At 68.9% G+C, this 26,081-nt stretch carries 26 protein-coding genes; 18 read left to right on the plus strand and 8 right to left on the minus strand.

Annotation, left to right across the window (positions count from 1 at the left end; translation table 11 throughout):
- Window positions 1–215 precede the first annotated feature (215 nt).
- The 3 genes from mgrA (at window position 216) to ACSFBM_RS25270 (ending at window position 2,149) form a co-directional block, all read left to right on the plus strand.
- The gene (gene mgrA / locus ACSFBM_RS25260; protein ID WP_435486847.1) at window positions 216–1,256 is read left to right on the plus strand and encodes an L-glyceraldehyde 3-phosphate reductase; all 1,041 of its coding nucleotides are present in this window, start codon (window positions 216–218) and stop codon (window positions 1,254–1,256) included.
- A gap of 101 nt (window positions 1,257–1,357) precedes the next feature.
- Entirely contained in the window at window positions 1,358–1,555 is a 198-nt protein-coding gene (locus tag ACSFBM_RS25265) for a hypothetical protein (RefSeq protein WP_435486848.1), read from the plus strand.
- Between the two features lie 45 nt (window positions 1,556–1,600).
- Entirely contained in the window at window positions 1,601–2,149 is a 549-nt protein-coding gene (locus ACSFBM_RS25270) for a P-loop nucleotide/nucleoside kinase family protein (RefSeq protein WP_435486849.1), read from the plus strand.
- Here the strand turns inward: ACSFBM_RS25270 and ACSFBM_RS25275 are convergent.
- From ACSFBM_RS25275 to ACSFBM_RS25285, 3 genes are all read right to left on the minus strand, one after another.
- Window positions 2,146–2,565, minus strand: coding sequence for a DUF1801 domain-containing protein (locus tag ACSFBM_RS25275; protein WP_435438372.1), 420 nt, complete (start codon window positions 2,563–2,565; stop codon window positions 2,146–2,148). The two genes, ACSFBM_RS25270 and ACSFBM_RS25275, sit on opposite strands and share 4 nt — an antisense overlap.
- Window positions 2,562–3,065 carry a GNAT family N-acetyltransferase gene (locus ACSFBM_RS25280; protein WP_435486850.1) on the minus strand — a complete coding sequence of 168 codons (504 nt, stop codon included), beginning with the start codon at window positions 3,063–3,065 and terminating at the stop codon, window positions 2,562–2,564. The genes ACSFBM_RS25275 and ACSFBM_RS25280 overlap by 4 nt, the downstream gene beginning before the upstream one ends.
- 90 nt (window positions 3,066–3,155) lie before the next feature.
- The gene (locus ACSFBM_RS25285; RefSeq protein ID WP_435486851.1) at window positions 3,156–3,566 is read right to left on the minus strand and encodes a hypothetical protein; all 411 of its coding nucleotides are present in this window, start codon (window positions 3,564–3,566) and stop codon (window positions 3,156–3,158) included.
- Window positions 3,567–3,762: 196 nt separating this feature from the next.
- Here ACSFBM_RS25285 and ACSFBM_RS25290 point away from each other — a divergent pair, with 196 nt between their 5' ends.
- The 7 genes from ACSFBM_RS25290 to ACSFBM_RS25320 are packed head-to-tail and all read left to right on the plus strand — an operon-like array spanning window position 3,763 to window position 11,440.
- On the plus strand, window positions 3,763–4,770 hold the full coding sequence (locus tag ACSFBM_RS25290) for an LLM class flavin-dependent oxidoreductase (protein ID WP_435486852.1): 1,008 nt from the start codon (window positions 3,763–3,765) through the stop codon (window positions 4,768–4,770).
- A gap of 41 nt (window positions 4,771–4,811) precedes the next feature.
- Window positions 4,812–6,149, plus strand: a complete 1,338-nt coding sequence (locus tag ACSFBM_RS25295) for an LLM class flavin-dependent oxidoreductase (protein WP_435486853.1) — start codon at window positions 4,812–4,814, stop codon at window positions 6,147–6,149.
- Complete coding sequence (locus tag ACSFBM_RS25300; RefSeq protein WP_435486854.1) at window positions 6,149–6,685, plus strand: GNAT family N-acetyltransferase; 537 nt, start codon at window positions 6,149–6,151, stop codon at window positions 6,683–6,685. Before ACSFBM_RS25295 ends, ACSFBM_RS25300 begins: the two co-directional genes overlap by 1 nt.
- Window positions 6,682–8,517, plus strand: a complete 1,836-nt coding sequence (locus ACSFBM_RS25305) for an amino acid ABC transporter permease/ATP-binding protein (RefSeq protein WP_435486855.1) — start codon at window positions 6,682–6,684, stop codon at window positions 8,515–8,517. The genes ACSFBM_RS25300 and ACSFBM_RS25305 overlap by 4 nt, the downstream gene beginning before the upstream one ends.
- Window positions 8,518–8,553: 36 nt before the next feature.
- On the plus strand, window positions 8,554–9,486 hold the full coding sequence (locus ACSFBM_RS25310) for an ABC transporter substrate-binding protein (protein ID WP_435486856.1): 933 nt from the start codon (window positions 8,554–8,556) through the stop codon (window positions 9,484–9,486).
- Between the two features lie 5 nt (window positions 9,487–9,491).
- Window positions 9,492–10,436: an ABC transporter substrate-binding protein gene (locus ACSFBM_RS25315; protein WP_435486857.1), complete on the plus strand. Its 945-nt coding sequence runs from the start codon at window positions 9,492–9,494 to the stop codon at window positions 10,434–10,436.
- Window positions 10,433–11,440, plus strand: a complete 1,008-nt coding sequence (locus tag ACSFBM_RS25320) for an LLM class flavin-dependent oxidoreductase (protein WP_435486858.1) — start codon at window positions 10,433–10,435, stop codon at window positions 11,438–11,440. Before ACSFBM_RS25315 ends, ACSFBM_RS25320 begins: the two co-directional genes overlap by 4 nt.
- A 103-nt stretch (window positions 11,441–11,543) precedes the next feature.
- Here ACSFBM_RS25320 and ACSFBM_RS25325 read toward each other — a convergent pair whose 3' ends face one another.
- The 4 genes from ACSFBM_RS25325 to ACSFBM_RS25340 form a co-directional block, all read right to left on the minus strand.
- Window positions 11,544–13,199 carry an ankyrin repeat domain-containing protein gene (locus ACSFBM_RS25325; RefSeq protein WP_435486859.1) on the minus strand — a complete coding sequence of 552 codons (1,656 nt, stop codon included), beginning with the start codon at window positions 13,197–13,199 and terminating at the stop codon, window positions 11,544–11,546.
- Between the two features lie 162 nt (window positions 13,200–13,361).
- Window positions 13,362–15,344, minus strand: coding sequence for an esterase/lipase family protein (locus ACSFBM_RS25330; protein ID WP_435486860.1), 1,983 nt, complete (start codon window positions 15,342–15,344; stop codon window positions 13,362–13,364).
- On the minus strand, window positions 15,341–16,372 hold the full coding sequence (locus ACSFBM_RS25335; protein WP_435486861.1) for an Lnb N-terminal periplasmic domain-containing protein: 1,032 nt from the start codon (window positions 16,370–16,372) through the stop codon (window positions 15,341–15,343). Before ACSFBM_RS25335 ends, ACSFBM_RS25330 begins: the two co-directional genes overlap by 4 nt.
- Window positions 16,373–16,388: 16 nt before the next feature.
- The gene (locus ACSFBM_RS25340) at window positions 16,389–17,186 is read right to left on the minus strand and encodes a FadR/GntR family transcriptional regulator (protein WP_435486862.1); all 798 of its coding nucleotides are present in this window, start codon (window positions 17,184–17,186) and stop codon (window positions 16,389–16,391) included.
- Window positions 17,187–17,372: 186 nt separating this feature from the next.
- Here ACSFBM_RS25340 and ACSFBM_RS25345 point away from each other — a divergent pair, with 186 nt between their 5' ends.
- Genes ACSFBM_RS25345 through ACSFBM_RS25375 form a run of 7 tightly spaced genes read left to right on the plus strand, consistent with a single transcriptional unit; the run spans window position 17,373 to window position 22,724 of the window.
- Window positions 17,373–17,873 carry a RidA family protein gene (locus ACSFBM_RS25345; protein ID WP_435486863.1) on the plus strand — a complete coding sequence of 167 codons (501 nt, stop codon included), beginning with the start codon at window positions 17,373–17,375 and terminating at the stop codon, window positions 17,871–17,873.
- A gap of 3 nt (window positions 17,874–17,876) precedes the next feature.
- Complete coding sequence (locus ACSFBM_RS25350) at window positions 17,877–18,542, plus strand: amino acid ABC transporter permease (protein ID WP_435486864.1); 666 nt, start codon at window positions 17,877–17,879, stop codon at window positions 18,540–18,542.
- A 1-nt stretch (window position 18,543) separates the two neighbouring features.
- Window positions 18,544–19,200: an amino acid ABC transporter permease gene (locus ACSFBM_RS25355; protein WP_435486865.1), complete on the plus strand. Its 657-nt coding sequence runs from the start codon at window positions 18,544–18,546 to the stop codon at window positions 19,198–19,200.
- Entirely contained in the window at window positions 19,181–19,909 is a 729-nt protein-coding gene (locus tag ACSFBM_RS25360; protein ID WP_435486866.1) for an amino acid ABC transporter ATP-binding protein, read from the plus strand. The genes ACSFBM_RS25355 and ACSFBM_RS25360 overlap by 20 nt, the downstream gene beginning before the upstream one ends.
- A gap of 60 nt (window positions 19,910–19,969) precedes the next feature.
- Window positions 19,970–20,746, plus strand: a complete 777-nt coding sequence (locus tag ACSFBM_RS25365; RefSeq protein WP_435486867.1) for a transporter substrate-binding domain-containing protein — start codon at window positions 19,970–19,972, stop codon at window positions 20,744–20,746.
- The gene (locus ACSFBM_RS25370) at window positions 20,743–21,768 is read left to right on the plus strand and encodes a succinylglutamate desuccinylase/aspartoacylase family protein (protein ID WP_435486868.1); all 1,026 of its coding nucleotides are present in this window, start codon (window positions 20,743–20,745) and stop codon (window positions 21,766–21,768) included. The genes ACSFBM_RS25365 and ACSFBM_RS25370 overlap by 4 nt, the downstream gene beginning before the upstream one ends.
- Window positions 21,765–22,724, plus strand: a complete 960-nt coding sequence (locus ACSFBM_RS25375; protein WP_435486869.1) for a threonine ammonia-lyase — start codon at window positions 21,765–21,767, stop codon at window positions 22,722–22,724. Before ACSFBM_RS25370 ends, ACSFBM_RS25375 begins: the two co-directional genes overlap by 4 nt.
- A gap of 4 nt (window positions 22,725–22,728) precedes the next feature.
- Here the strand turns inward: ACSFBM_RS25375 and ACSFBM_RS25380 are convergent, their stop codons facing one another.
- The gene (locus ACSFBM_RS25380) at window positions 22,729–25,449 is read right to left on the minus strand and encodes a bifunctional acetate--CoA ligase family protein/GNAT family N-acetyltransferase (RefSeq protein ID WP_435486870.1); all 2,721 of its coding nucleotides are present in this window, start codon (window positions 25,447–25,449) and stop codon (window positions 22,729–22,731) included.
- Window positions 25,450–25,558: 109 nt separating this feature from the next.
- Between ACSFBM_RS25380 and ACSFBM_RS25385 the strand changes: the two genes are divergently transcribed.
- A complete protein-coding gene (locus tag ACSFBM_RS25385) occupies window positions 25,559–26,053 on the plus strand; it encodes an arsenate-mycothiol transferase ArsC (protein WP_435486871.1) in 495 nt (164 codons plus the stop codon).
- Window positions 26,054–26,081 lie beyond the last annotated feature (28 nt).

The raw sequence follows: 26,081 nt of genomic DNA on the forward strand, positions 1-26,081 counted from the left end.
ATCGACCATGGGCGCGAGAGATTTCGAGGGGCAGGTTCTGTCGGGGCCGATGGAAGCCTGAACATCGGCCGGCCTGCATCGCAGTGCCGTCAAGCACGCGCTCGCGGCGTGGGCATGCTTGCAGCCCCGCGCAGGCGCGGGCATTCTCGAACGTCCCGTGCTACCCCCGGCATGCGGCCTTTCTCATTCATCCCTCGTCAAGACAAGACACACCCATGACCTATCACGCCGACTCCAAGCGCTACGACGCCATTCCCTACCGCCGCGTCGGGCGCAGCGGGCTCGTGCTGCCTGCGATTTCGCTCGGGCTCTGGCACAACTTCGGTGACACCACCTCCCTCGCCACGCAGCGCCAGCTGCTGCGCACGGCCTTCGACCTGGGCATCAACCACTTCGACCTGGCCAACAACTACGGCCCGCCCTACGGCAGCGCCGAGACCAACTTCGGCCGCCTGCTGCGCGAAGATTTCAAGGCCTATCGCGACGAGCTCATCATCTCGAGCAAGGCCGGCTGGGACATGTGGCCCGGCCCCTATGGCAAGGGCGGCGGCTCGCGCAAATACGTGCTCGCCAGCCTCGACCAGAGCCTGCAGCGGCTGGGCCTGGACTATGTCGACATCTTCTATTCGCACCGCTTCGATCCCGACACCCCGCTGGAAGAAACCGCCTCCGCGCTGGCCCAGGCCGTGCAGCAGGGCAAGGCGCTGTACATCGGCATCTCGTCTTACTCGGCCGGCAAGACGCGCGAAATCGCCGCGCTGCTGCGCGAGTGGAAGGTGCCGCTCCTGATTCACCAGCCGGCCTACAACCTGTTCAACCGCTGGATCGAGAAAGACCTGCTGGCCGCCACCGACGAACTGGGCGCGGGCGTGATCGCCTTCACGCCGCTGGCGCAAGGCCTGCTGACCGACAAGTACCTGAACGGGATTCCCGACGACGCACGCATCAACCGGCCCGGCGGCGGCTCGCTCAAGCAGGAGCACCTGTCCGAGGCCAACGTGGAGCGTGCCCGCGCGCTCAACAAGATCGCGCAACGCCGCGGCCAGACGCTGGCGCAGCTCGCGCTGACGTGGACGCTGCGCGACCCGCGCGTGAGCTCGGCGCTCATCGGCGCCAGCCGGCCCGAGCAGATCGTAGACAACGTCGCGGCGCTGTCGCATGCGCCCTTGAGCGCCGAGGAACTGGCCGAGATCGACAAGTACGCGGTGGAAGGCGGCGTCAACCTGTGGGAGAAGCCGTCGACCGATTTCGCGTGACGCGTTCAGCTCACTGAGCGCATCAGGAAACTTGGAATCCGTCTTTGGCAAAGAGGGCGGTGCTGCGCAGAATCGGCAGAAGCGTTCATTCGATCACTGCCATGTTATTTCGCACCCTTCAAGTTTCCCCGGCGGCGCAGGCGCGCCAAGTTCTGGCGCTGACGGCCAAGGCCTGGCACATTCCGCAAAGCTCGCCGCGCGCGGTGGCCCGCCGGGCGCCGCACGGCTATGTGCCGGTGCGCGCGATGCGCAGGCTGCACGCCGCTGCCGTGCTGGCCTTGTTGCCGCATTCATGGTGAACTCGTCTCCAGGTGGTCGAACACCGAACCTGGAGATACCAACTGATGCTGATTGTTCTTGGCGGCTTGCCCGGCACCGGCAAGACCACCATCGCGCGCGAAATCGTCGCGCTGCTGCCTGCCACTTTCCTGCGCATCGACACCATCGAGCAGTCGCTGCGCGCGTCCGGCGTGCTGGCCGGCGACGTCGGGCCTGCGGGCTATGTGGTGGCGTATGCACTGGCTCGCTCGAACCTTGCGTTGGGGCAGCACGTGGTGGCCGACTGCGTCAATCCGTTGCCGGTGACGCGGGAGGCCTGGCGGGCCGTGGCGGTGGAGGCTGCTTCGCAGATCCTGGAGGTCGAAGTCGTTTGCTCGGATGCCGACGAGCATCGGCGTCGCGTCGAGCAGAGAGTTGTCGATGTACCGGGCCTTGTGCCGCCGACCTGGGCGTCCGTTCAGCAGCATGATTACTTGCCGTGGACCACGCAGCGCCTTGTGATCGACACGGCTGCGGTCAGCGCACACTATGCGGCGCACGCCATCGTCGCCCGGGTGCGGAACGACGCGTCCGCAACCACGGCGTCGTACCCGTTCAGCGGCGATGCCGCTTAGGACGAGGCCTTCTTCGAAGGCTTCGACTTGCCGGATTTGTTGAGCGCAATCGCCTCGCGAACGAGCGCCTTGAAGGCGGCCGCATTCACTTCTTCCCCTTCGTGGATGTCGATCGCGCGGCGGGTGTTTCCGTCGAGACTTGAATTGAAGAGGCCGGCCGGGTCCTTCAGGGAAGCGCCCTTGGCGAAGGTGAGCTTCACGACCTTCTTGTAAGTCTCGCCCGTGCAGAGGATGCCGTCGTGCGACCACACCGGCGTGCCCATCCACTTCCACTCCTCGACAACGTCCGGGTCCGCCTCGTGCACGAGCTTGCGCATTCTGCCGAGCGTGTCCCCGCGCCAGTCGCCGAGGTCGGCGATTTTTTTCGAGATGAGTTCCGATGCGGGCGGGTCCTGGATCGCTTGCGACTTTGTCATGGTTTTTGTCCTGGGTAAAAGGCGAGGATTCGGCGTTGTCCCAATGCCAAGCTCATCGGCTGCACCATGAGACGCGAGTCTTCACGCAGCGGCTCCAGCACACCGACAGGGCGGAAGCCGCAAGCCACATACAAGCGCATCGCCGGCGTTTCCGCAGCAGTGACACCCAGGCGAACGCGGCTCGCTCCGGCGCGTTCGGCCCAGGCAATGGCTTCTTCGAGCAAGGCACGGCCGGCTCCCGCGCCGCGCGACGCAGGATCGACCCACATCTGAAACAGGTCGGCCACGGCCGGCTCACCGGAGGACAACTTGCACCACACCAGACCGCAAGCGTCCTGGCGATCGAACGCAAGAAGCACGCGGTCCTTGCCGGAGGAAGTTGCCGCGGCAATCCGGTCTGCCCACATCGCATCGGTTCTTTGCGCTTCCGCCGCATAGGTGCTGCCGAAGGCATCGGGAGCGTCACGCAGGGCCCGAAGGCGCACGTCGCGGTAGGTCATCCATTGGTCGGGTTGCGCTGGCTGCACTGAAATCAAGGAACCGTCCTCTGTCGGAAAAATCAAGGGTATGAACCGGCGGTCCGGGAAAAGCTATTGCGCATGAATGCGGAATGCCAGATAGAAGACAAGGGCCACCACCGCGCCGATGATGGCCAGCGCCGTCTTCCAAGACATGTCCATGTCACTGGACGCGCGATGCCGTGCGGCACCGATGCGGTCCAGCCTCGCTCGCCGCTCGGCCGGGGTGGCGATGAGGAGACTGACGATCATTGCCACGCCGAGCAGCACAACGGCTGCCCCGATGATCATCAACCCCCAGACTTCCGTGGCGAACGTGAGGGGAAACGGCCCATCGGCGGCTGCGACAAAAGGCTCGGCTCCCCTTCGCCGGACGGTCACTTGTCCGGCGCGCCATGCCGTGAAGCCATGCAGGAAGGCGAAGGCACCCAGGGCGAAGGTCGCCGCGATCATGAAGACCAGCTTGAGGATTCGCAAGAACATGCTTTGGTACTCGTTTCAGGAAACGAAACTGCAGATGCGGGGAGCGGCTGCCGTGCGCCGAATGTAGCGCGTCGAAGCGCACCCTGAGCCAACCCGCGATCCCCAACTATCGATAGAGGAATTCAGCGCAACAGCTGCGCGCGATGCCCAAGAGAATTCGCAGCAATTCTTCTCGAGGGCGTCTTCGCCGCACACCGTGTCCTATTCGCTGTCCCTGCTAGACAAGAGCCTGATCCCTGAAGGCGCCGACGCCGCACAGGCGTTCCAGCACACCATTGCGCTCGCGCAAAGCGCGGAGCGGCTGGGGTACCGGCGCTACTGGCTGGCCGAGCACCACGGCAACAAGACCTACGCAGGCTCGGCACCCGAAGTGCTGGCCGCCCATGTGCTCGCGAAGACCTCGCGCATCCGCGTGGGCACCGGCGGCGTGATGCTGCAGCACTACAGCCCGTTCAAGGTGGCCGAGACCTTCCGCGTGCTCGCGGCGCTGGCGCCGGGCCGGGTGGACCTGGGCATCGGCAAGGCGCCGGGCGGCCTGCCGCTCACCAGCAAGGCGCTGCAGTGGCTGCACGACCCCGAGAAAAAAAGCAGCGAAGACTTCGGCTTGCGGCTGGCCGAGCTCGATGCCTTTTTGCACGACGGGGTCGCCCCGGGCCACGCACTGGCCGGTGCGGTCGCGACGCCCAACCCGCCGCAGTTGCCGCAGCGCGTGCTGCTAGGCGGCAGCCCTGAAAGCGCGGTGCTCGCGGCGCGCCTCGGCTGGCAGTTCGTCTATGCCGGGCATTTCAACGGCGACCCGGTGAACCTCGCGCAATCAGTCGAGGCCTACCGCGCCGAGACAGGCCGCGCGCCCTGGCTCGCGCTCTTCGCCTTTGCCGCGCACACGAGCGAGGAGGCGGCCGAACGGGTCGGTGCGCTGCGCAGTTTCCGCGTGTACCTGCCCACCGGCCAGACCGTCAACCTGCCGAGCCTCGACGCCGCGGCGGAGTTCGCTCGGCAGGCCGGCGTGAGCGACTACCGCACCGAGGAGCGGCGCCCGCACGTCATCGCGGGCACCGGCGAAGAAGTGCGCGATGCGCTCGACGCGCTGAGCGCGCGCCATGGCATCGAGGAGTTCGTCATCGACATTCCGGTGGCCGACTTCGCGGCGCGCCACGCGTCGGTCGAGTTGCTGGCCACGGCGCGCGATCGCGTGCCGGCCTGAGCTTTTTCTCCCCCCAACGACGAGACACAAGGAACGACCGCATGAGCAACATCAAGTTCGGCGTCATGCTGCAGGGCGCCGGCAGCCACATGAACGCCTGGAAGCACCCGGACGGGCCGGCCGATGCCAGCGTGAACCTCGGCTTCTTCGTGCGCACCGCGCAGAAGGCGGAAGCGGCCGGCATCGCCTTCGCGTTCGTGGCCGACGGCCTCTACATCAACGAGAAGTCGATACCGCACTTTCTCAACCGCTTCGAGCCGATCTCCATTCTTTCGGCGCTGGCCACGGTCACCTCGAAGATCGGCCTGGCGGGCACGGTGTCGAGTTCGTACAGCGACCCGTTCACCGTGGCGCGCCAGTTCGCCTCGCTCGACCTCATCAGCGGCGGCCGCGCGGGCTGGAACGTGGTGACCACACCGCTGGAAGGCAGCGCGAAGAACTACAGCCGCACGCACCCCGAGCATGCGCAGCGCTACGAAATTGCCGACGAGTACCTGGCCGTGACGCAGGGCCTGTGGGACAGCTGGGACGACGGCGCCTTCGTGCGCGACCGCGAGAGCGGCCGGTTCTTCGACCGCGACAAGCTGCACACGCTCGACCACAAGGGGCGCTTCTTCGAGGTGGCGGGGCCGCTGAACATCCAGCGCTCGCCGCAGGGCCAGCCGGTGATCTTCCAGGCCGGCTCGTCGGACGCGGGCATCGGCCTGGCAGGCAAGTACGCCGATGCGGTGTTCACCCATTCACCGTCGCTGGACGACACGCGCAGCTTCCTGCGCCAGGTGAAGGCCAGCGCGGTGGCGCAGGGCCGCCGGGCGGACGACGTGAAGATCTTTCCCGGCATCGGCCCCGTGGTCGCGGCCACCGAGGAAGAGGCCGAGGCCAAGTACCGGCTGATCCGCGAGCTGCTGACCGTGGAGGAGGCGCTGGCCTACCTGGGCCGCTTCTTCGACCACCACGACTTCAGCCAGTACGCGCTGGACGCGCCTTTTCCCGAGCTGGGCGAGCTGGGCCGCAACAGCTTCCGCTCGACCACGGACCGCATCAAGGCCAATGCCAAAGCCAAGGGCCTGAGCTTGCGCGAAGTGGCGCTCGAAGTGGCCACGCCGCGCACGCAGTTCGTCGGCACCGGCGAGCGCATTGCCGACGAGATCATCCGCTGGGTGGACGAGGGCGCGGCCGACGGCTTCATCCTCGGGTTCCCGGTGCTGGGGCCGGGGCTGGACGACTTCATCGAGTTCGTCATTCCGGTGCTGGAGGCGCGCGGGCGCTACAGCCGCGAGCTGCCGGGGCAGACGCTGCGCGACCACCTCGGCCTGCCGCGCAAGGCGAGCCGGTATGCGGCGACGCTCGACCAGCCGCTGACGCAGAGGGCTGCCTGATGAGCGAACAGTTCGTCTACACCACGCCGCTCGATCCGCGCGCCGCGCCGCTGCTCGAAGGCCTGGCCTTCGAGTACGACAGCCGCTACGGCGACGTGCTGCGCGAGCCCGGCCAGCCGCGCGAAATCGACCGCTACCCGGCGCACCTGTTCGCGCCGCCGCATGGCAACTTCGTGCTGTTGCTGCGCGATGGCGTGGCGGTGGGCGGCGGCGCGTTCATGCGCCACGACGCGCGCACGGCCGAGCTCAAGCGCGTGTGGACGCACAGCGACCTGCGGCGCCAGGGCCTCGCGAAGAAGGTGCTGCTCGAACTCGAGGCGCAGGTGCTGCGCCAGGGCTACGAGCGCATCTGCCTGACCACGGGCTTTCGCCAGCCGGAGGCCGTGGGCCTGTACCTGGGCCATGGCTACACGGCGCTGTTCGAACCGGCCGTCGACCCGGAAACGCCGCGCAAGCTGCCTTTCGAAAAACTCTTGAACGTGGCGCGCCGTCAAGACCGCGCTGCGTCGCCACAGGCCGAGGCGGTGCAGCGATGAACACGACCGTGCTTGACGCCAGCGCCGAGCCGCGCGATCCCGCACCCGCTCGCGTGCTGCAACCGCAGCCGCAACGTGCCGCCCCTGCCGAACTCGCCAAGGGCGACTACTCCCACTTCCGCATCGTCCCGGCCCGCTACCCGGCGCGCACGGCCGGCACCGTCTTCGCGGTGCTGGTCATCGCGGTGGTGCTGTATTCGACCTTCACCAACCCGCGCTGGGGCTGGAGCGTGTTCGCGCAATGGTTCTTCGCCGAGCCCGTGCTCGAAGGCCTGGGCCGCACGCTGCTGCTGACGGCGCTGGGCGCGGTGCTCGGTTTCTTCTTCGGCACCGCGCTGGCGCTGGCGCGGGTATCCCGCTCGCCGCTGCTGGCGCGGCTGTCGTGGGTGTTCACCTGGGTCTTCCGCTCGATCCCGGTGATCGTGCTGCTGCTGATCATCAACAACCTCGGCTACCTGTACGAGACGGTGACGCTGGGCATTCCGGGCACCGACGTCACCTTCTTCTGGTACCCGACCACGCAGCTGATCAGCCCCTTCGTGGCGGCGCTGCTGGGCCTCACGTTGAACCAGGCGGCCTTTGCGTCGGAGATCGTGCGCGGGGGCATTCTTTCGGTGGAGCAGGGGCAGCTGGAGGCGGCAGCGGCGCTGGGGCTGTCGCGCGGCAGGCAGTCGTTTCGCATCGTGCTGCCGCAGGCAATGCGCACCATCTTGCCCACGGCCTTCAACGACATCATCGGGCTGGCCAAGGGCACGTCGAACCTCTACATCCTGGCGCTGCCCGAGCTGTTCTACACGATCCAGATCATCTACCGGCGCAACCTGGAAGTGATTCCGCTGCTGATGGTGGCAACCGTGTGGTACCTCGTCATCCTCACGGCGCTGTCGGTGGTGCAGCACTATGTGGAGCGGCACTTTTCGCGCGGGGCGCTGCGCAATCCGCCGCGTTCGTGGATCGGCGGCGTGGTGCGCGGGCTGTGGCGTTCGAAGGCACCGGCCGTTGCGCCCGTGGCCGAGCCTCCCGCCGCCGATGCGCCCGCGCAGGTGCCGCGCTGGACCGATCCGCTCACGCAGGGCGGCGAGGTCACCATCCACGGCGTGTCCAAGAGCTTCGGTGCGCTCAAGGTGCTCGACGACGTGACGCTCACCGTGCCGCAGGGCAGCGTGACGGTCATCCTCGGGCAGTCGGGCTCGGGCAAGTCGACGCTGCTGCGCGCCATCAACCACCTGGAGCGCGTGGACGACGGCTTCATCGCCATCGACGGCGAGCTCATCGGCTACCGGCGCGACGCGCACACACTCTACGAGCTGCACGAGAAGGAAATTCTCAAGCGCCGCGTCGACGTGGGCATGGTGTTCCAGAACTTCAACCTGTTCCCGCACCTCACGGTGCTGGAGAACATCGTCGAGGCACCCATTTCCGTGCGCGGCCTGTCGCGCCCCGACGCCGAGGCGCTGGCCTCCGAGCTGCTGGTGCGCGTGGGCCTGGCCGACAAGACGCACGCCTACCCGCGCCAGCTCTCCGGCGGCCAGCAGCAGCGCGTGGCCATTGCGCGCGCGCTGGCGCTCCGGCCCAAGGTGCTGCTGTTCGACGAGCCCACCTCCGCGCTCGACCCCGAGCTGGTGGGCGAGGTGCTGGCCGTCATCAAGCAATTGGCGCGCTCGGGCACCACGCTGCTCATCGTCACGCACGAGATCGGCTTTGCGCGCGAGGTGGCCGACACCATCGTCTTCATGGAGCGCGGCCGCATCCTGGAGACCGGCACGCCCGAGCAGGTGTTCAACGCGCCGGTGCATGCGCGCACGGCCGAGTTCCTGGCCAAGGTTCTTTGATCTTTCATGTCTTTTCTTTTCACTGCATCGCACTTCATGACCTACCGACGAAACATCCTGTCCGCTCTTTGGTCCGTTTCCCTGGCTGCGCTGCTGGTGCCGCTGGCCGCCTCCGCGCAGCCGGCGCCCGACCTGAGCCCGGAACAGGCCGGCCGGCCGCGCGCGCAGAAGATCGACGAGGCCGTCGCGCTCGCCAAGGGCTTCAAGTTCCAGAAGGAGGGCGTGCTCGTCGTCGGCACGACCACCGGGCGCCTGCCGTTCGCTGCCTACGCCACCGATACGAAGACACCCGTGGGCAACGCGCCCGATGTCGCGCAACTGGTGGCCGACAGCCTGGGGCGCAAGCTCGAGCTGGTGTCCACCGCCTGGGCCGACTGGCCGCTGGGCCTGCAGTCGGGCAAGTTCGACGTGGTGGTGTCCAACGTGACCGTGACGGAAGAGCGCAAGGAGAAGTTCGACTTCTCGACCTACCGCAACGACCAGATCGGCGTCTACGTGAAGTCCGACAGCAAGCTGGGCGCCGTCAAGGAGCCGAAGGACATCGCAGGGCTGAAGCTCATCGTGCAGGCCAGCACCAACCAGGAGCAGATCGTGCTGCGCTGGAACAAGCAGAACCTGGCGGCCGGGCTGAAGCCGGTGGAGATCCAGTACTACGACGACGATGTGGTGCAGCGCCTGGCCATCCAGTCGGGCCGCGCCGATGCCTACGTGGGGCCGAATGCCATTGCGGCCTACGAGGCGCGCGACGGCAAGACGCGGCTGGCGGGCGTGTTCTCGGGCGGCTGGCCGCTGGACGCCGAAATCGCCGTCACCTCGCGCAAGGGCTCGGGCATTGCCGAGGCCGTGACGCTGGCGCTGAACACGCAGATCAGGAACGGCAACTACGCCAAGGCGCTCGCGCGCTGGAACCTGGACTCCGAGGCCATCCAGACCTCGCGCACCAACCCGCCCGGCCTGCCGAAGAACTGATGACCATGACCTTCAGGAACACACCCGGCGCGTGGATCTCGCGCAGCCTCGTGGCGCTCGCGCTCTTCACCGGTGCGGCGCACGCCGCCGACAAATTCGACTTCAGCCCCGAGCAGCAGGGCCGGCCACGCGCGGCCAAGGACGCCGAGGCCGTGAACGCGATTCCGCCGAACTTCAAGTTCGTGAAAGAGGGCGTGCTCACCATCGCCATCGCGCCGTTCGCGCCGCCCATCTCGACCTACGCCACCGACGCGAAGACGGTGGTCGGCTTCGACGCCGACTTCGCGCTGCTCGTGGCCGACGCCCTGGGCCTGAAGCTCGACCTGCAGCCCATCGCCTGGGCCGACTGGCCGCTGGGCCTGAGCTCGGGCAAGTACGACGCGGTGATCTCCAACGTGGGCGTGACCGAGCAGCGCAAGGAGAAGTTCGACTTCTCGACCTACCGCCTGGGCCTGCACGGCTTCTACGTGAAGGCCGACAGCCCCATCAAGCGCATTCAGGAGCCGAAGGACATCGCGGGCCTGAAGCTGACGACCGGCGCGGGCACGAACCAGGAACGCATCCTGCTCGAATGGAACCGGCAGAACGCGGCGGCCGGGCTGAAGCCCGCCACGCTCCAGTACTACGACGACGATGTGACACGCACGCTGGCGGTGGTCACCCGGCGGGTCGACGCCAACTTCAACCCCAATGCACCGCAGGCCTACGAGGCCGCGAAGAACGGGCAGATCCGCCTGGTCGGCACGGTGAACGCGGGCTGGCCGCTGAAGTCCGACGTGGCCATTGCCACGCGCAAGGGCAGCGGCCTGGCCGTGGCGCTGACCACGGCGGCCAACAACCTGATTCGCAACGGCACCTACGGCAAGACGCTCGCGCGCTGGAGCCTCGCGGAAGAGGCGCTGCCCAGGTCGGAGACCAACCCGCCGGGCCTGCCGAAGTTTGCGCCGTGAGCATCCGTCATCTCGCCTTCCTCACGCCCGGCAATTTCGCCGAGGCCGACCCCTTCGCGGGCCTCGAAGCCGCGCTGAAACTGTTCGAGTTCGGCGAGAAGCTGGGCTTCAACGGAGCGTGGGTGCGCCAGCGCCACCTGGAGCGCGGCGTGTCGTCGGCCGCGACCTTTCTGGCCGCCGCGACGCAGCGCACGCGCCGCATCGAGCTGGGCGCGGCCGTGATCCAGATGGGCTACGAGAACCCGTTTCGCCTCGCCGAAGACCTGGCCACGGTCGACATCCTGGCGCGCGGCCGGCTGCAGGTGGGGCTGAGCGCGGGCGTGCCGCTGCATGGCGCGCTGCTGGGAAGCCGCTTCTACGACACGGCACCGAACACCGTCGACTACACGCACAAGCGCGTCGGCCGGCTGAAGGCCAACCTGGCGCCCACGCCGCTGGGCGACGAAGCAACCTTCATCGAGTCGGCCGGCGGGCGCGTGCGTCCGCAGGTGCAGCCGCATGCACCGGGCCTGGCCAACCGGCTCTGGTACGGCGGCGGCTCGCTGCGTTCGGCCGAGTGGGCGGGGCGCAACGGCTTCCACCTGCTGCAGGGCAACGTGCTGTCGGGCGAGACCACCGACGACTTCCTGGCGGCGCAGCTGGGTCTTGTCGAGCGCTACCGCGCCAGCGAGACCGGTGCGCACAAGGGCAGGGTGGCGCTGGGCCGCGTGATCGTGCCGCTGGACGGCGCCGACGCCGCCACGCGCAAGCGCTACCGCGCCTTCGCGGCCGGCCGTGTCGAGCGCACGCTGGCGCCGCAGGGCGAGCGCCGCACGCTGTTCGCGGGCGACCTGGTGGGCACGTCGGACGAGATCCTGGAGCGCCTGCGGCAAGACCCGGTGCTGCCGCACGTGGAAGAACTGCGCGTGGAGTTGCCCTACAACTTCAGCGGCGAGGACTACGAACAGATATTGACCGACCTGTCCGGGCGCATTGCGCCGGAGCTGGGCTGGCGGGCGCTTTGAACCGAGGAGGAGGTTGAGTTCGAGGTGGGTCGGCATCGCGCAGCGTTCGCGCCGCGCGATCGGCGATCTTTGGCGGGCCCCCTGGGGCCCGCTTTTTTTTGGATCAGCCCTGCACCGGGGACACGCCGAGCAGGAAGTCCGTGACCTCTTCGGAGAACCAGTAGCGCTGGCCGCCGACGAGCACGCTGTCGGGCGCCTGCGGGTCCGGCCGCGCGCCCGGCATGCCATGCGCCACGAGCGCCTGCGCGCAGCCGAGCCAGTCGCCCTCTAGCTCAGGCTCGTTCAGCGATGCCCACGACAGCGTGCCGCGGGCGTCATCGTCGAAGCCATGCAGCGTGCGCCAGTCGGCGCCGTGTTCAAGCAGGAAGCGCGCGAGCGCCGCATTGCCGCGGAACACCGCCTGGTTCAGCGCCGAGCCGTCGATGTCGCCGCCGCGTACTTCGAGCGGCCAGCCGAGCGCGACCATCGTCTTCACCGCGTCGCCGCAGCCCTGGGCCGCCAGCTCAGGCAGCAGCTTCAGGCGGGCGTCGCCTAGCGTGGCGATCAGGCCGGGGTGTTGCGCCTGGATTTGCCGCGCCGCCGCTTCGTCGGCGCGCGCGCAGGCGGCGACGAAGGCTTCGTCTGGCGGCAGCGGTGTGTGGTCGCCGACCGCGGACTCCAGCAGCCGCGCCACCTCGGTCAGGCCGAAGCGCAGGGCCACCAGGCGGGCGGGCGTGCCGTCCGGCAGGGTGGCGGCCGGATCGGCGCCCGCGGCCAGCAAGGCCTCGATGTGCGCAGGCGAGCGGCGGCGGCGAATTGCCCACAACAGCGGCGTGCCCCAGTCCGAAGACGGTGGACCCGGCGCCGGCTCGTTCGCGTCGCCGCCGTGCGCGAGCAGCAGCCGCAGCGTGGCTGCGTCGTCGAAGTCGAGCTCGCGGTACAGCGCATTCGAGCCGGTGACACGCGCGCCGGCCTGCAGCAGCAACCGTGTGCAAGCAGGCTGCGCCAGCGAGTGATAGAGCGACTCGCCGTCGTTCGGGTCGGCGCCCGCGCCGAGCAGCTGCTGCGTGAGCACAGGGTCGTGGTTCTGGCCGGCGGCACCGTACAGCGCGCTGAGGCGTTCGATGTCGGACGGCGCGGCCAGCGAGGCCGGCGGCCAGCGGTTGCCGGCCGACTGGTTGGCATCGGCGCCGGCCTCGAGCAGGTAACGGGCACACGCACGCAGGCGATCGCGAAAGCCCGGCAGGCGCAGCAGGCCCGAGTGCGTCACGGCCACGAGCGGCGGCAGGTTCAGCGGGCCGCCCGCGCGGTGTATCCAGCCGGGGTCCTGCGCGGTGGCCCGGCGCAGCGCGGCCTCGTCGCCGATCGCGCAGGCCAGCCAGGGGTCGCTGCCGGGCAGGGCCGGGTCGTCTTCGAGCATGCGCGCCGCCACTGCAGGCCGCGCGCGGTGGTTGCCGCCGGCGATGTCGCCCGCATACACGAGGCGCAGCCAGTGCAGCACCGCGCGGGCCGGGTCGTCTGCCTGCGCCCTGCGCGCGAGCACGAAGCCCTGCAGGTCGGCCCACGACGCGAAGCCGTGTTCGCGCGCCACGCAAGACTGTGCGTCGTGCAGGCGCAGGCCAAGGGCTGCGATGGCGATGGGGTTCTTGCCCACCGCTGCCGGCAGGGCATCGCGAAAGCGGGCGAGGGCCGCGGGGTCGTGGCTGCGGTAAAGCGCCAGCAGTTCCTTGGCTTGTTTCTTCAGGTGGCCGATGTCGGGCCGGGCGGGAATGCGCTTCATGAAAACCTCCGTGCATCAGACGCCGATGACCCGCAAATCCGGCTGCACAAAAGGCGGTGGATCGTCACAAGGAAGCCAAGTGGGTTCAACCCTTCCCGCGGGCCCGGGCGCGGCTTGGACCGCGGGCAGGATGTTAGTCGATGCGTGCCGGCACGCTGGCGCTCAGCGCGCCGGCGCGGCCTGCGAACCCAGCTGCTCGCGCAGGATGCGGCGAATCTCCAGGATCGCCAGCGGGTTCTCCTGCACGCTGTGCGGCGACGCAATCACCAGCTCCGACGCGGCGCCGTCCAGGTGCGCGCTTTCGTAGGGAACGATGCCGTCGCTCGAGAGCGCCTGCGCCAGGCCCGGCGTGTCGTTGCCGATGATCGAATGAAAGCGCACGCGCGGGTTCATCGGCAGCCCCGACGACAGCCGCACGAAGGGGTCGCGGTCGCTCAGGTTGTCGATGCTGTTGGGAATGCGCAGCGGCCCGGTTTCCTGCTTGCCGGGCGCGATGCGGATCAGCTCGCGCGAGATGTCGCCCAGCTGGCCCAGCATGGTGACGGGCAGCGTGATGAGGTTGGCCACCCAGCGCGCGATGCGGTTGTTGGCGAACGGCGTGCCGCGGTGCGGCGCGGCGATGAAGATGGCGTCGCTCACCTGCGGCAAGGGCTCGAAGCGCAGGTAGGGCGACAGCCGCGCCTCCACGCGCTCCTGCTGCGCCGCCTTCATGGGGTAGCTGTCGAGCAGGGCGTCCCACAGCCTGTCCTCCGACGAGGACACCATGAGCCGCGACAGCACGCCGCCCATGCTGTGGCCGATCAGCGTGATGCCGTTCGAGGCCACGGCCTTGCCCGTGGGGTCGAAGTGCGCGAGCGTCTGCTCCAGCGCCTGGCGGATCGCCAGGTTGTTCAGCGGCAGCGGCGCGTTGGTCGGGTAGTACACCTGCCAGACCTGGTAGTGGCGGCGCAGCGTCTCGTCGCCCAGCACCTCGTTGGCCACGTTGATCCACGCCTCGGGGCTGCTGGCCAGGCCGTGCAGCATGACGATGGTGCGGCGGTCGGGGTCGTAGGGCTGCATCAGGTAGATGCGCGGCTGCGTGAGCCCGTCGGGGCTGCCGAACAGGCTGCGCAGCGCCTGCAGCGCGAAGTCGGAGCGGGCCAGCCACAGGCCGTAGCCCGAGGTGAAGTTGGCCGCCAGCGGCACCTCCTGCCCGGCCAGCTGCAGGGTGGCGGTGCGGTACGGGTCGTAGGCCGCGATGCGCAGCGTTCGCGTGTGCAGGATCTCGTCCAGCGTGTTGCCGTCGAACAGCAGCAGCGCGGTAACGGCGGGGAACGGGGTTTCGCGGTAGGGCGGCGGGGGCGGGCGCCTGTCGTTCGCGTCGGCCGGCGCCTTCTGCTCTTCGTAGGTCCGCTTGCTGGCGGCCGCCACCAGCTCGGCCCCGAAGCCGTCGCGCCGGTAGGTGTTGCGCAGGCCCGAGAAGGTCAGCGATGCGGCGGGAATCAGCTCGTCGGGCAGGGCCGCGTCGGCGGGCAGGCGCATGGCCGTCATGTCGGTGCCGATGTGCCAGTTGCCGACCTGCGGCACCTGCGGCTGCGTGGGGTCGTTGGAGCCCGGAGAGCCCGCAGGGCCGGGAGCGCCGGCGCGCTGGTAGCTGCGGTACAGCCCGGTGATGGCCTGCTGCACCGCGTAGTTGTAGTAGTCGCGCACCTGCGTCTGGCGGTCTTCGAACGCACGGTCGCGCGGCTTGCGGGCCGTGAAGAACAGGTAGGCGTAGGCGTGGCGGGCGGTTTCGAGCCAGGCCTCGATGGCGGCGTCGGCCGATGCGGGCGCGGCCGCGGTGCCGCCCTTGTCCGCGGCCAGCGCCACCTGCAGCCACACTTCCGACAGGGCCGACAGGCGTTGCTCGTCGCTCAGGCCGGGCGAGCCGGCCAGCGCGTTGCGGCAGGCCGGGCCGTCCTTGCGGCAGAGGTCGGCGTCGGTGCCGATCACGCGCAGCACCTCCTGCGCCGAGGTGCTGAGCGTGCCGGTGGTGAGCACGTCGCCGCGGCGCTGCGCAAGGTACTCGGCCGGCGAGATGGAGCCCACCTTCACGCCCGCGCAGCCGGCCAGCAGCACGGCGGCGCACACCAGCGCTGGCAGCGAGAAGGCGCGCACGGGGTTCATGGCGTGGCCTTGGGGTCGGCAGCTGCGCCGGGCAACCCCTGGCGGATCGCCTGCGAGAAGTTCGCGGCCGGCGCCTTGTCGGCGGCGATGGCACGGTCGGTGACGCGGCCGGCCTTGCGCAGCGCCTCCAGGCTGTAGCCCGGCGTGAGGCCGCCCACGTCGTAGAGGTAGTCGGGCAGGTAGCCCGACGCCAGCAGGCGGTAGTCCATCGGCAGGCCGGGCACGATGCGTTTTGCCAGGGCGTACACGATGGTGGTGCAGTTGGCGGTGAGCGTGTTGTAGAAGCTGGGCGCGCGCACCAGCGACGCGCCTTCGTCCAGGTAGGCCAGGAACAGCGAGCGCATTTCCGCCTGCGGCAGGCGCACGCGGTACATGTAGACGTCTTCGCCGCGCACGTTGGTTCGAACGCGAACGATGTCGTGCTCGTCGGCCGCCACCAGGCTGGTCTCGAACTGCTTGAAGAAGCCGCCGATGGACGAGAAACTCTCGCCGCGTTCCTTGCGGATCTCGATGGAGAAGGTCAGGAACCGGCCGTCGTCGAAGCCGAAGGACACCAGCGTGTGGGCGATGGCGGGGCCGGTCCAGTAGGACAGCGCCACGTCCACCGAGCGCAGGCGGTCGAGGTCGTAGCGGCGCGTTTCCCAGCGTGCGGTGTAGTCGGTGTCGCTGCGCCAGTCGAAGTTGCGCACGTTGTCCAGGGTGACCACGCTGCCGTCGACGCGCGAGCTCACCTGCCGCGCCACATCGTCGGCCCACACGCGGTTCTGCGACGGCAGGATGGTGCCCCACCAGCCCAGCAGCAGCGCAAAGCCGACGGCGTAGGAGAGCAGGGCGCGCGGGGCCCGGCCGCGCCACAGCAGCGCGATGGCGGCCAGGCCGAAGGCAGCCCACAGCACGCCTGCGCCGACCTTCACGGCGACGGGGCCGGGCAATTGGTACCAGAGCGCAAGGCAGGCCCACAGCGAGGTCAGCAGCACGGCCAGCGACAGCACGGCGCGGCCGCAGATGCGGAGAATCGTACGGATCATCGGAATGCCGGGGCCCTCAGCCGTACACGCTCAGGGACGCGAGGATGCGTGTGAAGTACGCGTCCGCCAGGCCCGTTGCCGCCTTGGCGTCGCGCGCCTCGATGGCGTCGACGATGGCCGTGAGCTCGCGCAGCGTCTGCTCGCGCACGACGGCGCCCACCGGGCCGTTGAGGTTGGAGCGCCCGTCGTACTGCACCGCGCGCCGGTCGGCCACCACGGCGTCGAACACCTGCATCAGGAAGCGGTTGCGCGTGGCGCGAAAGATCGCCTGGTGCACGCCGTAGATGCCTTCCTTGAACTGCAGCCACTGGTCGGCGTCGCGTACCACGCCCAGGTGGTGGCGCATGAGCGCGAAGTCTTCGGCATCGGCGCGCTGGGCGGACAGCGCCATCATGGCCGGCTCGAACAGCAGCCGGCCTTCGAGGATCTCGGTGTACGTCGGCACGTCGCGGTGGTGCGCGGCCACGGGGAGGTCGGACTCGCTGAGCAGTTGCATCAGGCCTTCGGCCAGGAAGGTGCCGCTGCCGACCTTGCGTTCCAGCAGGCCCTGGGCGCTCATCATGGCGAGCGCATGGCGCACGGTGCTGCGCGAGGTCTTGAATTGCTCCGACAGGTCGCGCTCGTTGGGCAGCTTGTCGCCAGGCTTGAGCACGCCGTCGCGAATCGACTGGAGGATGGCGCGGTAGACCTTCGAGGCGGTCGCCTTGTCCTGCGCGGCGATGCGGCCCGAGAGGTCGGTCACCTCGATCAGCGGCTGCAGGGGTTGCGGCGGCTGCAACGCCGCCCGAGGCTGCGAAAGAGGCTTTGCACTCATGGTTGTAGAGTTCGCCAAAATGGTTGACCAATCACAATTAGGAATCTTAGAATGAATTCATTACGCAGTCACACAAGGCTGCGTTGTCTGGTTCAGGATTGGTTGACCAATCCTTCCGAGTCGGTTGATTTTCGTCGAAAGGTTGACCCGGAGCTGCCCCCGCAGCGCCGAGGTGATGTGTTCTCAATGATCCTGGATTCCAACACGGCAACGCCCGCCACGGGCCTCGGCCCCGAAGAGCGGCTCGCCGCGCTCGGCCTGACCCTGCCGCCCGCTCCGGCGCCCGTTGCCAACTTCGTGGCCTGGCGCCGCTCCGGCCCGTTGCTGTACCTCTCGGGGCAAGGCCCGCTGGAAGCCGACGGGCACCTGCATGTGGGCCGCGTCGGCGAAGAAGTGAGCATCGAGGCGGCCTACGTCCATGCGCGCCTCACCGGGCTGAACCTGCTGGCCGTGGCCAAGGCAGCGCTGGGCGACCTGAGGCGCGTGCGCAGCGTGGTGAAGCTGCTGGCCTTCGTGAACGCGTCGCCGGGCTTTGCGCACCACCCGCAGGTCATCAACGGCTGCTCCGACCTGTTCGTCGAGGTGTTCGGCGACGAAGTGGGGCGGGGCGCGCGCTCGGCCATCGGCGCGGGGTCGCTGCCGGGCCACCAGACCGTCGAGGTCGAGGCCATCCTGGAAGTGGACTGAGCCATGGCCTACCAGTTCCAGTTCGAAGCGCTCGCGCCCTACACCGGGCAACTGGTGGAAGGCCTCCTGCACACCCTGGGCTACGCGGCCTCGAGCATCGTGCTGGGCATGGCCATCGGCGTGGCGGGCTCGCTGGCGCTGATCTATGGCGGCAAGCCGCTGCGCGGCGTGACACGGGTGTACGTGGAGTTCTTCCGCAACACGCCCGCGCTGGTGCAGCTCTTTCTCATCTACTTCGGGCTGCCCAACCTGGGCATCCGGCTGGATGCGCCGGTGGCGGGCGTCATCTCGCTGGCGCTGTACTGCGGCGCCTACATGGTCGAGGTATTCCGCTCGGGGCTGCTGTCGGTGCCGCGCGGGCTGTCGGAAGCCGGCGCGGCCCTCGGGCTGCGGCCCCGGCAGGTGCTCGTGCACGTGCTGTTCGTGCCGGCGTTGCGCAACGTGTTTCCGTCGCTGGCCAGCCAGATGGTGCTCACGCTGATCGGCACCAGCCTCATCTCGCAGATCGGCGTGGAAGACATCTTCCATGCCGGCAGCTTCATCGACTCGCGCACCTTCCGCAGCTTCGAGGTCTACCTGGTCATCTGCGCGATGTACTTCGTCTCGGTGCAGGCCCTGCGCGTGCTGCTGGGCTTCGTGCAGCGTCGCCTGTTCGGCAAGGAGAACTGAGATGCGCGGACTGTCCATAGCCGATTTCTGGCTCATCCTCGGCGCGATCCGCTGGACCGCGGCCCTCGCATTGACCGCCTTCGTCATCGGCAGCGTCATCGCGCTCGGCGTGGCGGTGGCGCGCACCTCGCGCCTGCGGTGGCTGCGCGTGCTGGCGCGCATCTATGTGGAGCTGGTGCAGGGCACGCCGCTGCTGGGCGTGCTGTTCCTGCTGTACTTCGGGGTGCCGATGCTGCTGGGCATCGAGATCAATGCCTTCGCGGCCGCGGCCGCTGCGTTCTCGCTGTCGGCCGGTGCCTTCCTCGGCGAAATCTGGCGCGGCGCCATCGAATCGGTGCCCAAGGGCCAGTGGGAAGCCGCTTCCTGCGTGGGCCTGCGCCGCTGGCACGCCATGCGGCACGTGGTGTGGCCGCAGGCCTTTCGCGTGGCACTGGGGCCGACCGTGAGCTACCTGGTGCAGCTCATCAAGAACACGTCGCTGGCCGCGCTCGTCGGGCTGGTGGAGCTCACGCGCTCGGGCCAGATCGTCGCGGGTTCCACGCTCGCGCACCTGCCTGTCTTCTGCGGCGTGGCCCTGTGCTACTTCGCCATCTGCTACCCGCTGGCACGCCTGGCACTCTCACTGGAAGGACGCATGAATGTCGCTCGTGCTCATTGATTCGGTCGAAAAGCACTTTGGCGACAACCATGTGCTGCGCGGCGTGTCCACGCAAGTCGCCAAGGGCGACATCGTGGCGCTCGTGGGTCGCAGCGGCTCGGGCAAGAGCACCTTGCTGCGCTGCGTGAACGGGCTGGAAACTATCGGCGCGGGGCGCATCGTGGTCGACGGCGTCGACGTGCATTCGCCCGATACCGACCTGGCGCTGCTGCGCCGCCGCGTCGGCATGGTGTTCCAGAGCTTCAACCTGTTTCCGCACCTGTCGGCCGCCGCCAACGTGACGCTGGCGCCGGTGCTGACGCAGAAGATCGCCAAGGGCGAGGCGCGCGAGCTCGCCATGCGCATGCTGGAGCGCGTGGGCCTGGGCCACAAGCTCGACGCCATGCCTTCGCAGCTGTCGGGCGGACAGCAGCAGCGCGTGGCCATCGCGCGGGCGCTGGCCATGTCGCCGCAGCTCATGCTGTTCGACGAAGCCACCTCCGCGCTCGACCCCGAGCTGGTCGGCGAGGTGCTGCGCGTGATGGAGGACCTGGCGCGCGACGGCATGACCATGATGGTCGTCACGCACGAGATGGCCTTTGCGCGCCGCGTCGCCTCCGAGGTGCTCTTCATGAACCAGGGCCGCATCTGGGAGCGCGGCACGCCCGAGCGCATGTTCGGCAGCCCGCAGACCCCCGAATTCCAGCAGTTCGTCCAGTCGGTCGTCTAGGCCGGGCCGGCTTCTTTCACCTTCCCCCACGTCTTCGTTTTTTGCCTTCAAGGAGCTTCCATGTTCAAGATGAAAACCCTGTTCGCCGCCGCACTGGTCTGCGCCGCGCCCCTGCTCGCGCACGCCGACAAGCTCGCGGACATCAAGGCCAAGGGCACGATCCGCATCGCCACCACCATCGACGCCGCTCCCTGGGGCTTCACGGACGGGGCAGGCAAGCCCACGGGCCTGGACGTCGAACTGGCCGAGAACGTGGCCAAGGCCCTGGGCGTGAAGCTCGACCTGCAACAGGTGACCGGCGCCAACCGCATTCCGTACCTGCTGTCCAACAAGGTCGACGTGGTGATCGCGGCGCTGGGCAGCTCGCCCGAGCGCGCGAAGCAGGTGGCCTTCTCCAAGCCCTACGCTGCGGTGTACCTGGGCGTGTACGGCGGCAAGGGCAGCCCCAAGTTCGCCAAGCTGGCCGACCTCGCGGGCCAGACCGTCGCGGTGCCCAAGGGCTCCACGCCCGACCTGTCGCTGAGCGAACTGGCGCCCGGTGCCAAGCTGATCCGCCTGGAAGACACGGCCTCGACCATCTCGGCGTTCCTGTCGGGCCAGGCGCTGCTCTTCGCGGAGAACAACTTCATCGCGCAGAAGGTGGCCGACGAGAACCCGGCCAAGGGCATCGAGATGAAGTCGCTGATCCGCATCAGCCCCGCCTACATGGCCGTGCAGCCGAGCGAAACCGCGCTGCTGGCGGAGATGAACAGGATCATCGACGCCAAGGCCGCCGACGGCAGCCTGGCCGCGCTGCGCCTGAAGTGGTTCAAGGACGAACAGAAGGACGTGAAGTGAGCCCGCAGCGTCCCTCCACCGTTTTCACGGACATTGACTGGGCGCGCCATGGCAAGCAGGTCGGCCATGCGTGGCTGCCGCATTCGGGGCATGACGATGCATGGGGCGCGGTGGCATTGCCGCTCGCCGTCATCGGGGACGGCAACGGCCCGACCGTGCTGGTCACTGGCGCCATCCACGGCGACGAGTACGAAGGCCCGATCGTCATCAACGAGCTGATCCGCTCGCTCGACGCCTCGCAGGTGAAGGGCCGCCTGATCCTGATGCCGGCGGCCAATGCGCCGGCACTGCGCGCGGCCTCGCGCGTGAGCCCGCTGGACGGCAAGAACCTCGCGCGGGTGTTCCCCGGAAACCCGTTCGGCACGCCGACGGAGCAGATTGCCGCTTTCATCCACGACGTGCTGTTTCCCAGGTGCGACGCCTATGTGGACCTGCATGCGGGCGGCAGCTCGCTGTTCATCGAAGAGAGCGCGCAGGTCGTGGTCACGCCGGCACTGGCGCCCGCGGTGCGCGAGCGCGCCGAGGACATGGCGCGCTGGTTCGGCGCGAAGTTCACCGTCATCACCGACAACATGGGCGATCCACGCACCAGCTGCGGCGCCGCGGCGCACCTGGGCCTGGCGGCCATCGCGGCCGAAATGGGCGAGAACGGCAGCGTGTCGCCCCAGGGCGTGAAGCGCACGCGCGAATGCCTGGCGCGCGTGCTCGCGCGGCTGGGCGTGGTGCCGGGCGCGCTGCCCGACGCACCGCCGCCGAGCCGCCGCGTGCACATCGTGCCCCATGGCGGCAACCTGCTGTCACCGGGCGACGGCTACTTCGAGCCGCTGCACGCACTGGGCGACACGGTCGAGGCCGGCGAGGTCGCGGGCTACCTGCACCTGTTGACCGAACCCACGCTCGTGCCGCGCGAAGTGCGCTTTGCCAAGGGCGGCACGGTGTACTCGCAACGCACCTTCGGCATCGTGAAGCAGGGCAACAACCTGTGCGTGCTGGTCGAGGACGAGCAAGGTGCCACCGCATGAACGAAACCACGATGCCCATCACCCTCGACGACTACCGCGCGGCGCATGCCCGCGTGAAGCCCTACATCCGTCGGACGCCGCTGGTCGCCGCCCACCCCTGGGTGCCGGGCGGCGCGGCGCAGGTGCGATTCAAGGCCGAGTGCCACCAGGTCACCGGCTCGTTCAAGGCGCGCGGCGCATTCAATCGCGTGCTGAACCTGTCCGACGAGGTGCGCAGGCAGGGCCTGGCCACCGCGTCCGGCGGCAACTTCGGCGCGGCCGTGGCGTACGTCGGCAAGACGCTGGGCCTGCCGGCCAACGTGTTCGTGATGAACACCAGCACGCCGATCACGCGCGCGCGCATCGAGAGCCACGGCGCCAGGCTCACCGTGCACGGCGATTTCTGGGACCAGAGCTGGGATGCCGCCGGCGCCAACGTAGCCGAACACGGCGGCGCGCTGCTGCACCCGTATGCGGACCGCGACGTGGTGATCGGGCAGGGCACGACCGCGCTCGAGATCATCGACGAATGGCCCGAGGTCGAGACGCTGGTCGTGTCGATCGGCGGCGGCGGCCTGCTCGCGGGCATTGCACAGGCAGCTAAGCTGCTCAAGCCCTCGATCCGTGTCATCGGCGTGGAAGCCGCAGGGTGCCCCACGCTGCACACCTGCCGCCAGCAAGGCCGCATCGTGAAGCTGGAGAACGTGAAGACGCGCGTGCCCATCCTGGCCGCGCGTTCGACCGAACCCTTGAACTTCGAGCTGATCGAGCGCTACGTCGACGACATCGTGCTGGTCGACGAAGAGGTCATCGAGGACGCGGCGCGTTCGGCCTGGCAGCACGCGGGCCTGGCCATCGAGCTGGGCGCGGCCACCGCGCTGGCAGCCGTGAGCCGGCGCTGCTTCGCGCGGCGCGACGACGAGAAGATCGCCGTGGTCCTGTGCGGCAGCGGCAGCGACGGAATGCCCGGGGCCTGACGCCCTACAGCATGTAGGTCACGAGCTTGAAGTCCGGGTCTTCCGCAAAGGACTTCACCGTGAACCCCAGCCTGCGCACCAGCTTCAGCATGTCGGGGTTGGTGGCCAGCACCAGGCCGTCCATCTCGGCCAGGCCCTTGTCGCGCGCCACGTCGATGATGCTTTCCATCAGCCGCGAGCCGATGCCCTTGCCGCTGAACTCGTCGGCCACCACCAGCGAGAACTCGCAGCTGGTCTGGTCGGGGTTGGTGATGTAGCGCGACACGCCCACGATGCGTTCGCTTTCCAGCACCGTGCCCTCGGGCGACACGCTGCGCTCCAGCACCACGGCCACCAGCGCCATCTCGCGGTCGTAGTCGATCAGCGTGAAGCGCGACAGCATCGACGGCGGCAGCTCGTGGAAACGCGAGACGAAGCGAAACCACCGGCTCTCGGGCGACAGGCCCTGCACCAGCGCCTGCAGCATCTGCGCGTCGTTCGGATGCACCGGCCGCACGATGTAGGTGCCGCCGCCCGACATCGGCCACTCGCGCCGGTAGCGCGCGGGGTACGGCATGATGGCCAGGTGCTGGTAACCGTTGCCCGAGCTCCCGGAACCGCCCGCATAACCCGTGTTGCCCGCCACCGCCTGCGTGCTGCTGGCCACCACGATGCGCGCATCGACCGACACGGCGCCGTTCTCGTCCACGATGATGGGGTTGATGTCCATCTCGCGCAGCTCGGGCAGCTCGCACACCATTTCCGACACGCGCAGCAGCACGTCCTCGAGCGCCTCCATGTCCACCGCATGGGCGCCGCGCCATTCGCCCAGCGTCTGCGCCACGCGCGAACGCTCGATGAGCCGGCGCGCCAAAAACTGGTTGAGCGGCGGCAGCTCCATGGCGCGGTCGTTCAGCAGCTCGATCATGGTGCCGCCCGCGCCGAACACGATGACCGGGCCGAAGGGTTCATCGGTCACCATGCCCACGTAGATCTCGCGCCCGCGCCGCGCGCGCACCATCTTCTGCACGGTCACGCCGTTGATGCGCGCATCGGGCGCGAGCCGTGCCACGCGCTCCATCATCTCGATGAAGGTGTCGCGCGCGCCGGTGCCGTTCAGCACGTTGAGCGCCACGCCTTCCACGTCGGACTTGTGCGCGATGTCGGGCGAATCGATCTTCAGCGCCACCGGAAAGCCCAGCTGCGTGGCGATCATCATGGCCTCGTTGGCGCTGCGCGCGAGCAGCGTGCGCGTGATGGGAATGTGGAACGACGACAGCAGCGTCTTCGACTCCATCTCCGTGAGCACATTGCGCCGCTCGGCCAGCACGCTTTCGATCAGCAGGCGCGCACCTTCGATGTCGGGCTTGGCCAGCGCCGACAGCGGCGGGGGCGTCTGCTGCAGCAACTGCTGGTTCTGGTAGAAGGCCGCGATGTTGCCGAAGGCGCCCACCGCGGCCTCCGGCGTGCGAAAGCTGGGGATGGTCGCGTCGGCCAGCACGGCGCGCGCCTGGCCCACCGACGAGTCGCCCATCCAGCACGCCAGCAGCGGCTTGTTCATGGGCCGCGGAATGTCGGCCAGCGCCTTGGCCACCGCGCCCGCATCGGCGCCGGGCTTGGGCGAGAAGATGGCGAGCACGCCGTCGACCTGGCTGTCGGCCGAGGCCGCGTCGATGGCGGCACGGTAGTGCGCGGGCAGGGCGTCTTCCGACAGGTCGATCAGGTCGGCGAGAGACGCCAGCGGCGGCAGGGTGGGCAGCAGCAGCTTCTGCGCGGGCGCGGAGAGCTTGCCCAGGTCGAGCCCGATCTCGTTGATCCAGTCGGCCGCCAGCACGCCCGGCCCGCCGCCGTTGGTGACCACGGCCAGCCGCTTGCCCACCGGCCGGTAGCGCGAGGCCAGGCACTTGGCGGCGGAGAACAGCTCGACGAAGGAGCGCACCCGCACCGCGCCCGCGCGGCGCAGGGCCGAGTCGAACACGTCGTCGCTGCCCACGATGGCGGCGCTGTGCGTTTGCGCGGCCTCGTTGCCCGCGGGCTTGCGCCCGGCCTTGAGCACCACCACCGGCTTGGCATGCGAGGCCGAGCGCAGCGCGCTCATGAAGCGGCGCGCGTCGTCGATGCCTTCGAGGTACAGGATGATGCTGTGCGTGTCCCGGTCGTTGGCCAGGAAGTCGAGCACCTGCGCAATGTCGACCGAGGTGTGCGGCCCGAGCGACACCACGCTTGAGAAGCCCACGCCGTTCTGGCGCGCCCAGTCGAGCATGGAGGCTGTGAGCGCGCCCGATTGCGACACCAGCGCCAGCGGCCCGGACTTGGCCAGCGGTCCGGCCACGCTGGCGTTCAGGTGCAGCAGGGGGCGCTGAAACCCCAGCGAATTCGGTCCCAGCAGGTGCACGCCTTCGCGCCGCGCGATCTTGCGCCACTGTGCCGCCTGGTCGGCGCCGATGCCGCTGGAGATGACCACCGCCGCGGTGCAGCCGATGCGGCCCGCAATTTCCAGCGCGGCCGCCACGTCGCGCGGTGCCAGCGCGATCAGCGCCAGGTCAGCATGGGTCTGCGAGAGTTCCTCCAGCGTGCCCTTGGTGCGCACGTCCAGGAAGCGAAGGGTGCCGTTGAAGCGGTCGGCGCGAAAGGCCTCGCGCAGGGTGCGGCCTGCGGGCGTCTGGCCGGCCGGATCGTCGGCATGGCCGACGAAGGCCACGACGGAAGCGGGCGCGAAAAGCGGATTCAGAAAATGCTTGTCCATCCCCCAAGTCTGCACCGTTCGGCCGGCGCTGTGCAGGCCGGCACGTCCCTCGGCGAATGGTGGCGTCTGTCATGACGAACACACCGGGCTTGGCTATAGTGAAGCTTCCATGCAAAAACGTATAGGCGTGATCTTCGTCTCCCGGCGAAATTCATTGCGCAGCATCCTTGCCGAAGCGTGTCTCTCGCACCTCGACCCGAAGCGGTTCTCGGCATCTTCCTGCGGGCAGCCCGGCCATGTGAGGCAGGAGTTTCATCCCGCAGCCCTCGGCGCCTTGCACAGCGCGGGCATTCCGGTTCCCGTTCACGCACCCCGCAGCTGGGATGAGCTGGCGCGTTCGAGCAGCCCCAAGGCGGACTTCATCATCACGCTGGACGCGGCCACCGAGGCGCGCCAGCCCCCATGGCCCGGCCAGCCCGACGCCGCGCTGTGGGCCTACCCGGACGTGGCCGCCGGCGACGACCCCGGGAAGCTCGCGCACGACGCGGTCCAGCTGCTGTATTCGCTGCGGCGCCGGCTCGAACTGCTGGTGAGCCTGCCGCTGCACGGCGGAGACCGCGCGGCGGTGCGCTCCGACGTGCGGGACCTGGGCTACCTGCGGTAGCCGGCTTCAGCGCGGCTTCAGCACGGCA

Source organism: Variovorax pasteuri, from assembly GCF_051216435.1.
In the GTDB taxonomy this organism is placed as follows: domain Bacteria; phylum Pseudomonadota; class Gammaproteobacteria; order Burkholderiales; family Burkholderiaceae_C; genus Variovorax.